We start from the raw sequence: 10,853 nt of genomic DNA on the forward strand, positions 1-10,853 counted from the left end.
CCCCCCGCTTTCGAAAATACCTCCCCCTCCCCGGATTCCCCCCACCATTCCCTTCCCGGCCAGGCGGAATCCTCGCCTCGCCCCCCCCAGCTCAGCGACTTCCTCATCCACCTCGAGAAGGAACGCGACGTCTCCCCGCACACCCTCAGCGCCTACGCCCGCGACCTCGACACCTTCGTCGCCTACCTCTCGGCCCAACACGGCGCCGAGGGCTTCGCCTGGGACGCCGTCGACCGCCTCACCATGCGCGGCTACCTGGGCTTCCTCACCCGCAAGGGGCTCGCCAAGCGCTCCATCGCCCGCGCCCTCTCCGCCCTCCGCACCTTCTATCGCTACCTGCAGCGCGAGGAACTGGTGCAGCTCAACCCCGCGCGCGCCGTCAGCTCTCCCAAGTTGGAGAAATATCTCCCCGGCTACCTCGCCCGCGCCCAGGTGGACCTCCTCTTCCAGGCCGCCGAGGCGCGCGCCATGGAAGGACACTTCACCGACGTCCGCAACCTCGCCATCCTCGAGCTCTTCTACTCCACCGGGCTCCGACTGTCGGAGCTGCGCGGCATCAACACCACCGACCTCGACCTCGTCTCGCAGCAGGTCAAGGTGCGCGGCAAGGGGCGCAAGGAGCGCATCGTCCCCATCGGCGACCACGCGCAGCGCGCCCTCCGGAACTACGAGGCCAAGCGCGACGAGCTCCTCCGCCAGGTGGGATCCCGCGCCGAGCGGGCGGCGTTCTTCCTGTCACGCACCGGAAAGCGCCTCGGCGCGCGTGCCATCCAGCTCGTGGTGACCCGGTTCCTGGACCAGGTGGACGAGGATGCCGGGCTGTCGACGCACTCGCTGCGCCACACCTTCGCCACGCACCTCCTCGACGCCGGCGCCGACCTGCGGGCGGTGCAGGAGCTCCTGGGGCACGCCTCCATCTCCACCACCCAGATCTACACCCACACCAGCGTGGAACGGCTCAAGCAGGTGCACCACAAGGCCCACCCACGCGCCTGACGACACCATGACCTCATCCTTTCCCGGCTTCCACGCCACCACCATCGTCGCCGTCCGCCGCGACGGCAAGCTCGCCATCGGCGGCGACGGGCAGGTGACCCAGGGCGACACCGTGATGAAGGCGCGCGCCCAGAAGGTGCGCACCCTGGCCGGCGGGCGCGTCGTCGCCGGCTTTGCCGGCGCCACCGCCGACGCCTTCACCCTCTTCGACAAGTTCGAGGAGAAGCTGGAGCGCTATAGCGGCAACCTCCCGCGCGCCGCCGTCGAGCTGGCGCGCGAGTGGCGCTCCGACCGCGTCCTCCGGCGCCTGGAGGCGCTCCTGATCGTCGCCGACGTCCACAACGGCTTCCTCCTGTCGGGCACCGGCGACGTGATCGAACCCGACGACGGGATCCTCGCCATCGGCTCGGGCGGCAGTTACGCGCTGGCCGCCGCCCGCGCCCTCGTGGCCAACACCCAGCTTGCCCCGGTGGAGATCGTGCGCAAGTCGCTGGAAATCGCCGGCGAGATCTGCGTGTACACCAACACGAACATCACCCTCCTCGAACCCACCGCCTAACGAGCCACGGGCCCCCGCGCGCCCCCACTCCCGACTCCCGACTCCCCACTCCCGTCCCCCGTCTTCCCGTCCATGTCCTCCCGAATCGAGCAAGCCCTCGCCCGCCTCGCCGACCTCACCCCGCGCCAGATCGTCGCCGAGCTCGATCGCTACATCGTCGGCCAGGACGACGCCAAGAAGGCCGTCGCCATCGCCTTGCGGAACCGGTGGCGCCGCCAGCGCGCCCCCGAGCCCATTCGCACCGAGATCTCCCCCAACAACATCATCCTCATCGGCCCCACCGGCGTCGGGAAGACCGAGATCGCGCGCCGCCTGGCGCGCCTCTCCGGCGCCCCGTTCGTCAAGGTCGAGGCCTCCAAGTTCACCGAGGTCGGCTACGTGGGGCGCGACGTCGAGTCCATGGTGCGCGACCTGGTGGAGAGCGCCATCGACATGGTGCGCACCGAGCGCGAGGACGAGGTGGAGGACCTGGCGCAGGAACGCGTCGACGAACGCCTCCTCGACCTCCTCCTCCCCGTCCCGGAGGAGGCGAAGAAGGAAGGTGCGGCCGGCGGCGGGCCCCGCGACGCCTCGGCGGCGCCGAACGTCTTCGTCGTCTCCTCCAGCGGCGCCGTGCAGCACGAGCCGGGAGGCGACGCCGCCCGCGAGCGCTACCAGCGCACGCGCGACAAGCTCCGCCAGCTCCTGCGCGACGGGCAGCTCGAGGAGCGCGAGGTGGAGGTCGAGGTGGCGCAGCCCGCGCCCACGGTGCTCGACGTCATGACCCCCCAGGGGGCCCCCGAGGGGATGGAGTCGTTCGGCGAGATGCTCAAGGAGATGCTCCCCAAGCGGACGAAGAAGCGCCACGTCAAGGTGAGCGAGGCGCGCCGCATCCTCGTGGAGCAGGAGCTGGAGAGGCTCATCGACAAGGAGGACCTGGTCACCGACGCCCTCGCCCGCGTGGAGAAGATGGGGATCATCTTCCTCGACGAGATCGACAAGATCGCGAGCACGCGCGGCGAGTCGCACGGCCCCGACGTCTCGCGCGAAGGGGTGCAGCGCGACCTCCTCCCCATCGTGGAGGGGTCCAACGTGCAGACCAAGTACGGGATGGTGAAGACCGACCACGTCCTCTTCATCGCCGCCGGCGCCTTCCACGTCTCCAAGCCCAGCGACCTGATTCCCGAGCTGCAGGGGCGCTTCCCCATTCGCGTCGAGCTCAAGCCGCTCACCGAGGGCGACTTCGTGCGGATCATGACCGAACCGGAGAACGCCCTCACCCGGCAGTACGCCGCGCTGGTGGAGTCCGAGGGGGCGCGCCTCACCTTCACCCCCGACGGCGTCGCCGAGATCGCGCGCCTGGCCGCCCTGGCCAACGTGCGCATGGAGAACATCGGCGCCCGCCGCCTGCACACGGTGATGACGACGCTCCTCGAGGAGATCCTCTTCACCCTCCCCGACCCCGCCGTCAAGGAGGTCACCGTCGACCGCGCCATGGTGCAGGAACGGCTCAGGGGGGTGCTGGAGGACGAGGACCTGAGGAAGTACATCCTCTGAGACGGGAGACGGGAGACGGGAGACGGGAGACGGGGGACGGGAGTTCGGTGGGGCACGGGGAGAAGAGCGCCGTGCGGAGTGTTGGGGGGACGGCGAGGCATGTAGATTTGCTCCCTCCTCTTTCCGGGCGACGTCCCGACTCCCATCTCCCGTCTCCCGTCTCCCGTCTCTCCCATGTCCCACCGCGACTTCCTGGCCATCCCCGACTTCTCCGCCGGCGAGCTGCAATCCCTGTTTGGGCTTGCGGAGGCCATGCGCGCCGGGCGATACGACAAGAAGCCGCTCGCCGGCAAGTCGCTGGCGATGATCTTCATGAAGGCCTCCACCCGCACGCGCGTCTCGTTCGAGGTGGGGACGTACCAGCTGGGGGGGGCGGCCTTCTTCCTGTCGCCTCGCGACGTCCAGATCGGGCGCGGCGAGCCCATCGGCGACACCGCCCGGGTCCTCTCGCGCTACGTCGACGGGATCATGATCCGCACCTTCGCCCACCAGGACGTCGTCGACCTGGCGCGCGACGCCTCGGTCCCGGTCATCAACGGGCTCACCGACTACCTCCACCCCTGCCAGATCCTGGCCGACATCCTCACCATCCGCCAGCACCTCGGCCCCCTGGAGGGGAAGGTCGTGGCCTGGGTCGGCGACGGGAACAACATGGCCAACTCGTGGCTCAACGCGGCCTACCGGCTCGGGCTCGAGCTGCGGCTGGCGTGCCCCGAGGGGTACGAGCCCGACGCCGAGCTCCTGGCGCGCGCCCGCGCGCACGCCCCGGTGGCCCTGGTGCGCGACCCGCGCGAGGCGGTGCGCGGCGCCCACGTCGTGACCACCGACGTCTGGGCCTCCATGGGGCAGGAGGAGGAGCAGGCGCAACGCGAGCGCGCCTTCGCCGGCTACACGGTCGACGCCGCGCTCATGGCCCAGGCGAGCCCCGGCGCCATCTTCCTCCACTGCCTCCCCGCGCACCGGGGCGAGGAGGTGGCCGCCGAGGTCATCGACGGCCCGCAGAGCCGCGTCTGGGACGAGGCCGAGAACCGCCTGCACGTCCAGAAGGCCATCATGGCCGTGCTGATGGGGGGTGAGGCGCTGTAGGGCGGCGCGCGCACCGCGCCACCCGGCCCCCGCCGGCCATCCCGCCAGCTACACGAAGGGCCCGCCTCCATCGAGGCGGGCCCTTCGCGACTCCCCCGCGATCCGGGGCGGCCGCTTATTGCAGCTGCGACCAGTGCCGCTCCTTCACCCGCGTCAGGATCGCCGAGCCGCGCAGCGCGCTCTCGATCGCGCACTTGGAATACTGGACCGTCTGGTTCCCCGCCCAGAAGTTGGTGGGATCGGCGAGGTTCATGTTGGCGGAGTAGATCGCCCCGTGGACCTGCGCCGTCCCGTTCCCCTTCGTCACGCACCACGATGAGGCCGAACCACTCGAAGTTGCCGTTGATCTCGAAGTCGCCGTTGACCAGCAGCACGCCCTGACCGTAGCCGTTCCCGTTCAGCTTGAGCGACCCGGAGGAGTAGATGATCGGGAAGTAGTTCCAGCACCCCTTGACCGCCCCCGGGCGGAACGGCTCGCCCCAGTTGGTGATCACCGAGGCGTCGCACGTGGTGGCCGTCCCGACCGGGCCGATGTTCGAGTTCCAGATCCCCCCCCCGATCTTGATGTCGGCGTTGGAGGTGAGCGAGTTCCAGCTCTCGGTCCCGTACCGCACGTAGGTGTTGGAGTCCGCCGCCGCCGAGTCCCGCACCATGGCCGGGGTGGATCCGATGTTCTGCGGCTTGTAGCTGACGGTCGCCGACGGACCCACCACGAGCGCCGGGACGGTCGCCCCGGAAATGGAATCGCACTGCGTCCACCCGGTCGGGTTCACGTTGTCGCCGTCCACCATGGCGCTCCCCGTGATGGAGACGTTCCCCGCCGTCGTGATCGCCCCCTTGGGCGTGATGGACGGATACGCCAGCCGCACGTAGGCGTTCGTCACGCGCTTGGACTCCATCGCCTGGCTCTGCATGCTCGCGTACCCCTCCGACACCACCCAGAAGGAGTTCGGCGTCAGGCGCGTGATGCGCACCCGCGCCGTGTCGCCCGCCGCCACGTACACGCGCGACGAATCGACCTGCCCCACCTGCATCCCCCCGGGGAGGTTGCGCCCGCGGTCCCAGTTGGACACCTCGGCGTTGAGCCCGTACTCGGCCACCGCGAAGGCCCGCTGCTCCACCAGCTGGTTGCGCCCCCCGCGAAACTCCTGGGTCGACGTGAAGAACGCCCCCGACACGATGATCGAGATCACCACGATCCCCATCAACGCCGTCAGCAGCGCGGCGCCACGGCGCCCGCCCTCCTCGCGGGGCGCGCGGGCCCCCTCGTCGTGCAGCACCACAGCGTCGTCGCTCATTTGAAGTTCCTCAGTCCGATGCGGAACAGGGTGGAGTCGGTCATCAGCGCCCCCTGGCGCTCGGTGACGGCCGACGCGCCCCCCTCGGCGCGCGTGTACACGTCCACGCGCGACAGGCGGAGCTTGTCGGTGATGCTGGTGAGGCGCGTCCCCAGGCTGTCGTAGTAGCGGAACTGCAGCCCCGACGGCGTCCCGTCACCTGCAACGAACGGGCGGAACGGCCCGGCCACCGGCTCGGCCGCCGTCCACGCCCCGCCCGAATACTCGGAAAAGCCCAGGTACCACTTGCCGCTCCCCGACGGCTGGAACAGCTCGTAGCGCATCGGGCGCGTGAAGCGGATCACCGCCCCCACCTTGACCGAGTCGCCGATCTGCGTCGACGGCGACGGATAGCTCACCGTGATCTTGTAGCGCGGCTTCACCGCCGGCGCGTCGAGCACGGGGTCGGTGAACGGGGCCCCGGGGCAGGCGGCCAGGTTCTTGTCGATGTCGGCAATCGCCAGCTTCTGCCACACATCGTCCTCGGCCCCCGCCAGCAGCGAGTCGTTGTACACGTAGATGGTGTCGCCCACCTTCGGGAACGACGTCCAGCTGGTCAGCTCGTGGTGCACCAGCCCCGGGGGAGGGATGTACAGCGTGTTCGCCCCCTTGGCGCAGACGATCGAGCTCCCGTACGTCCCGTTGAAGCCGGCCCGCTGCTCGCTCATCTCCAGCACGTCGCCCCCCGAGCTCGAGATCGAGCGGACGTCCTGCGTCATCAGCATCCCGCTCATGCGCAGCTCGCGGCGCATCGTCGCCGTCTTCGCCGTGTCCTTGTACGACTGCTGCTGCTTGGTGAAGACCCGCACGATCGCCGTCCCCACGATGGAGAGGAGGAAGAGCGTGATGATGAGCTCGGGGAGCGAGAAGCCGCGGCGCGCGCCCCGCAACCCGGCGCGCGCCCCGGCGCGCAACCCGGCGCGCCCCCCGGCGCGCGCCCCGGCGCGCCCCCCGGCTCGCCTGGCGGTGGGCGTCAGTCGCGGCATGGGATGATGCTCGTGTAGACGAGGGGCTTCACGCGCCCCTTGAAGGTGACGGTGTCGACGATCGTCTTGATGTCGTTGCCGTCGGTGATGGTCCACTTCTCCGTGATCCCGCGCGTCACCGTCGTCCCCGACACCGGCCCCGAGGGGGCCAGCGTCTGGCACGACACGGTGGAGATGGAGTCGATGCGCGACTGCACCACCAGCGCCGCGTCGGCCTGGCGCGCCCCGGTCCCGAACTGGCGCCCCACCGTCAGCGACAACCCGGCCAGCCCCAGCATCCCCACCCCCAGCAGGACCATCGCCACCATCAGCTCGATCAGCGTCATGCCGCGGCGCGCCTCGGCGCGCGCGCGGCGGCGTCCCTTCGTCACTTGGCGCATGCTTGTCCCAGGATGTGCCCGATCGACGTCACGCAGGTGGAATCCCGGCGACTCCCGATCTGCAGCGTGTAGACGACCGTCCCCCCCAGCCGCGGCGTGGCGTAGCCGCGCGGCGAGAAGACGATGGCCGTGTCGGCGCTCCCCCCCAGCGTCAACGTCACCCCGTGCAACGAGTCCAGGCGCGTCGGCGCCACCAGGTTCACCGTGCTCCCGGCGTCGTTCACCACCACCCGCACCCCGACCGCCTGCCCGTTCACGTAGAACGTCGCGCTCCGCCCCTTCTGGATGGCGGCGGCCCGCGCGGTGGCGATCATCGCCTCGATCTGCTGGCGCGACGAACGCAGCGCGCTCCGCTCGCGCAGCGCCTTGAAGCGCGGCGCCGCCAGCAGGGCGAGGCTCGACGTGATCGTGATGACGATCATCAGCTCCACCATCGTCATCCCGCGCCGCAACCTGAGTTGCATCATCAGCTGCACCTGGAAGGGGGCATACAGCCTCGGGACGCCGGGAGCCCTCTCGCCCCCGCGCACCCTCGTGGTCACTTCACTAGACGAGGGCGCCGCAACGGGCGTAACGACCTCGTGGCCCCCTTTGCCCACGCCAAACGCGGCGTGATATGGCGCACGCGCAACGAGTTACGCCCCCCGCACGAATCCCGGTCACGGGTGGCATCCCCTCGCCCCCCCCGCCATATTCCCTCCCACTGCCAAATCGGCACCCGGTTCCGCCTCTCCCTCTCCCCAGGCCCGCACGGCGTCATGGACCAGTCCACCTCCGCCCCCCTCAAGCGCACCCCCCTCCACGCCATCCACGTGGCGCTCGGCGCCAAGATGGTCCCCTTTGCCGGGTACGAGATGCCGGTGCAGTACCCCACCGGGATCACCGTGGAGCACAAGGCGGTGCGCGAGCGCTGCGGCCTCTTCGACGTGTCGCACATGGGCGAGTTCACCGTCCGCGGCCCCCAGGCGGTGGACTTCGTCAACGCCGTCACCACCAACAACGCCGCCACCCTCCAGGTCGGGCAGGTGCAATACTCCGGCATCCTCAACGAGCGCGGCACCTTCGAGGACGACTGCCTGGTCTACCGCGAGGACGACGGCATCCTCCTGGTCGTCAACGCCTCCAACAAGGACAAGGACTTCGCCCACATCTCGAAGCAGCTGCACCGCTTCGACTGCACCCTGGCCGACGTCAGCGACCAGGTGGCGCTCCTCGCCCTCCAGGGCCCCCTGGCCAAGGACGTGTTGCAGCCGCTGGCCGACGTGGACCTCTCGGCCATCGGCTACTACCACTTCGTCATGGGGCGCGTGGCCGGCGTGGGCCCCATGCACGTCTCGCGCACCGGCTACACCGGCGAGGACGGCTTCGAGCTCTACTTCGACCCCGCCCACGCCGAAACGGTCTGGAATGCCCTCACCGCCGACGCGCGCGTGACCCCCGCGGGACTCGGCTGCCGCGACTCGCTGCGCCTCGAGATGGGGATGGCGCTCTACGGCAACGACATCGACGACACCGTCACCCCCCTCGAGGCCAACCTCGGCTGGATCACCAAGCTGGCCAAGGGCGACTTCACCGGGCGCGACGCCCTCGTCAGGCAGAAGGAGCAGGGGGTCGCGCGCAAGCTCGTCGCCTTCACCCTTTCCGAGCGCGCCATCCCCCGCCACGGCTACCCCGTCTTCTGCGACGGGCTCCCCAGCGGCACGGTGTGCAGCGGCGCCATGTCCCCCTCGCTCGGCATCCCCATCGGGACCTGCTACCTCCCCACCCCCTCGGCCAAGGAAGGGACCGGCTTCGAGGTCGAGATCCGCGGCAAGCGCGTGGCCGCCACCGTGGTCAAGCCGCCGTTCTACAAGAACGGGTCGCACCGCTAGGCGGCGGCTGCAGCATTGGGGACCACCGCGGCGGCCATGCGCGTCGCCATCCTCACCATCTCCGACGCCGGGGCGCGCGGGGGGCGCGCCGACACGTCGGGCGACGCCATCGCCGCCTGGGCGCTGGAGCAGGGCGCCACGGTGACGGCGCGCCGCATCGTGGCCGACAGCACGGTGGAGATCGTCCGCGCCCTCCTGGCCTGGTGCGACGGCGACCAGGCCGACGTGATCGTCACCACCGGGGGGACGGGGCTCTCGCCGCGCGACGTGACCCCCGAGGCCACGCGCGCCGTGATCGAGCGCGAGGCCCCCGGCATCGCCGAGCGGCTGCGCGCCCTGGAGCTGCAACGCTTTCCCCGCGCCGCCCTCTCGCGCGGCGTGGCCGGGACGCGCGCGCGCACCCTGGTCGTCAACCTCCCCGGCTCCACCGGCGGGGTGCGCGACGGGCTGGCGGCGCTTGCCCCCGTCATACGACACGCCGTGGCCATCGTCCGCGACCGGGCCACCGACCACTCCCCCGGCGCCCCGGACACCCCCACCGCATGAGCGTCCTCATCACCCTGACCGACGTGGAGCCGGCGGTGCGGCTCAACGCCCTGCTGGAGCAGCAGGGGGTCGAGACCGAGGTCGTCTCGCCGCTGGACGACATCCGCGCCGCCATCCGGCGCCACAAGCCCGAGGTGGTGGTCTTCACCGGGGGGCTGCTGGACCCGCAGCACGTGCAGGTGGTGCGCGCGCTGCTGTGGGACGACGTGGCGGTGGTGGGCTTCGCCGACGTGCGCGACCCCGTCATCGACGAGCGCCTGCGCGCCGTGGGCTACGTGGAGGTGCTGGCCAAGCCCGTCCCGCCTGACGAGGGGGCGGCGGTGGTGCGCCGCATCGTGGAGCGCCGCCGCCTGTCGGCGGTCACGGGGCTCATCGGCGAGTCCGACGCCATCCGCGAGGTGCTGGTCAAGGTGGAGCAGACCGCCCCCGTCAGCAGCACGGTGCTCATCGAGGGGGAGAGCGGGACGGGGAAGGAGCTGGTGGCGCGCGCCATCCACCAGCTCAGCCCGCGCCGCAACAAGCCGTTCATCGCCGTCAACGTGGGGGCGCTGCCCGAGACGCTGCTGGAGAGCGAGCTGTTCGGGCACGAGAAGGGGGCCTTCACCGGGGCCGCCGAGCGGCGCATCGGGCGCTTCGAGCTGGCGCACGGGGGGACGATCTTCCTGGACGAGATCGGGGAGATTCCCCCCAGCGTGCAGGTCAAGCTGCTGCGGGTGCTGGAGCAGCGCGAGGTGACGCGGGTGGGGGGGACGGCGACCATCCCGGTGGACGTGCGGGTGGTGGCGGCCACCAACGCCCCGTTGCGCGAGGCGGTGGAGCAGGGGGCCTTCCGGGCCGACCTGTTCTACCGCCTCAACGTGCTGCGCGTGTACCTCCCGCCGCTGCGCGAGCGCAAGGGCGACATCCCGATCCTCGTCAGGCGTTTCGTGCGCGAGCTGTCGCGGCAGCACGACCGCCCGTTCCACGGGATCAGCCCCGAGGCGATGCAGCTGATGGTGGACTATGCCTGGCCGGGGAACGTGCGCGAGCTGCGCAACCTGGTGGAGAGCATGGTGGTGCTGGCCCCCGGACACGAGATCGGGCCGGGGGACATTCCGCCGCAGATTCGCGAGGGGGGGTCGCGGCTGTTGCCGGTCCCGATCGGGGCCATGATGCGGGCGCACGCGGGGGCCGAGGGGCGCGAGCTGGAGTTCATCGTGCGCAGCCTGGTGGAGCTCAAGCTGCAGGTGGAGGAGCTGCGCCGGCGGATGGACGAGGCCACGCAGCCGGTGCCTGGGCACTGGCTGGGGGAGGTGCGCGCGGGGCCGGCGTATCCCGGGCTGGCGGGGGGGATCGAGCCCATGGCGCCGGTGCCCGAAGAGGAGGGGGTGACGCTGCGCCCGGGGATGACGATGGCCGAGGTGGAGCGGGCGGCGATCGAGGCGGCGTTGCGCAACTCGCGCGGCAACCGTCGAAAGGCGGCCGAGGTGCTGCGCATTGGCGAGCGCACGTTGTACCGCAAGCTGCGCGAGTACCACCTGGTGCCTGACGAGGGGCGGGGGGATGGGGAGGGGGAG

The 10,853-nt window shown here is 70.9% G+C and carries 12 protein-coding genes; 8 read left to right on the forward strand and 4 right to left on the reverse strand.

Annotation, left to right across the window (positions count from 1 at the left end; translation table 11 throughout):
- Positions 1 to 105: 105 nt before the first annotated feature.
- The 4 genes from ABS52_18495 to ABS52_18510 all read left to right on the forward strand — a co-directional run bounded on the left by ABS52_18495 (position 106) and on the right by ABS52_18510 (position 4,177).
- Entirely contained in the window at positions 106 to 996 is an 891-nt protein-coding gene (locus tag ABS52_18495) for a hypothetical protein (protein ID ODT00432.1), read from the forward strand.
- 7 nt (positions 997 to 1,003) lie between these two features.
- The gene (locus tag ABS52_18500; protein ID ODT00422.1) at positions 1,004 to 1,555 is read left to right on the forward strand and encodes an HslU--HslV peptidase proteolytic subunit; all 552 of its coding nucleotides are present in this window, start codon (positions 1,004 to 1,006) and stop codon (positions 1,553 to 1,555) included.
- Between the two features lie 72 nt (positions 1,556 to 1,627).
- Positions 1,628 to 3,091 (forward strand): HslU--HslV peptidase ATPase subunit, encoded by a 1,464-nt coding sequence (locus ABS52_18505; GenBank protein ID ODT00423.1) that lies wholly within the window; start codon positions 1,628 to 1,630, stop codon positions 3,089 to 3,091.
- Between the two features lie 174 nt (positions 3,092 to 3,265).
- Complete coding sequence (locus ABS52_18510; protein ID ODT00424.1) at positions 3,266 to 4,177, forward strand: ornithine carbamoyltransferase; 912 nt, start codon at positions 3,266 to 3,268, stop codon at positions 4,175 to 4,177.
- Between the two features lie 115 nt (positions 4,178 to 4,292).
- Here the strand turns inward: ABS52_18510 and ABS52_18515 are convergent, their stop codons facing one another.
- The gene (locus ABS52_18515) at positions 4,293 to 4,484 is read right to left on the reverse strand and encodes a hypothetical protein (GenBank protein ODT00425.1); all 192 of its coding nucleotides are present in this window, start codon (positions 4,482 to 4,484) and stop codon (positions 4,293 to 4,295) included.
- 605 nt (positions 4,485 to 5,089) lie between these two features.
- Here ABS52_18515 and ABS52_18520 point away from each other — a divergent pair.
- Entirely contained in the window at positions 5,090 to 5,479 is a 390-nt protein-coding gene (locus ABS52_18520; protein ID ODT00426.1) for a hypothetical protein, read from the forward strand.
- On the opposite strand, the gene ABS52_18525 is transcribed toward ABS52_18520, so the two are convergent.
- From ABS52_18525 to ABS52_18535, 3 genes are read right to left on the reverse strand one after another with little or no spacing between them, the layout of a single operon-like run.
- On the reverse strand, positions 5,472 to 6,500 hold the full coding sequence (locus ABS52_18525) for a hypothetical protein (GenBank protein ID ODT00427.1): 1,029 nt from the start codon (positions 6,498 to 6,500) through the stop codon (positions 5,472 to 5,474). The two genes, ABS52_18520 and ABS52_18525, sit on opposite strands and share 8 nt — an antisense overlap.
- Positions 6,488 to 6,871, reverse strand: a complete 384-nt coding sequence (locus tag ABS52_18530) for a hypothetical protein (protein ODT00428.1) — start codon at positions 6,869 to 6,871, stop codon at positions 6,488 to 6,490. The genes ABS52_18525 and ABS52_18530 overlap by 13 nt, the downstream gene beginning before the upstream one ends.
- Positions 6,868 to 7,356 carry a hypothetical protein gene (locus tag ABS52_18535; protein ID ODT00429.1) on the reverse strand — a complete coding sequence of 163 codons (489 nt, stop codon included), beginning with the start codon at positions 7,354 to 7,356 and terminating at the stop codon, positions 6,868 to 6,870. The genes ABS52_18530 and ABS52_18535 overlap by 4 nt, the downstream gene beginning before the upstream one ends.
- 282 nt (positions 7,357 to 7,638) lie before the next feature.
- Between ABS52_18535 and ABS52_18540 the strand changes: the two genes are divergently transcribed.
- The 3 genes from ABS52_18540 to ABS52_18550 all read left to right on the forward strand — a co-directional run.
- Entirely contained in the window at positions 7,639 to 8,751 is a 1,113-nt protein-coding gene (locus ABS52_18540; GenBank protein ID ODT00430.1) for a glycine cleavage system protein T, read from the forward strand.
- A 36-nt stretch (positions 8,752 to 8,787) separates the two neighbouring features.
- Complete coding sequence (locus ABS52_18545) at positions 8,788 to 9,297, forward strand: hypothetical protein (GenBank protein ODT00433.1); 510 nt, start codon at positions 8,788 to 8,790, stop codon at positions 9,295 to 9,297.
- Positions 9,294 to 10,853 (forward strand): hypothetical protein (locus tag ABS52_18550; GenBank protein ID ODT00431.1); only part of this gene is annotated, 1,560 nt, incomplete at its 3' end. The genes ABS52_18545 and ABS52_18550, both read left to right, overlap by 4 nt.

The organism is Gemmatimonadetes bacterium SCN 70-22, assembly GCA_001724275.1.
Lineage (GTDB): Bacteria > Gemmatimonadota > Gemmatimonadetes > Gemmatimonadales > Gemmatimonadaceae > SCN-70-22.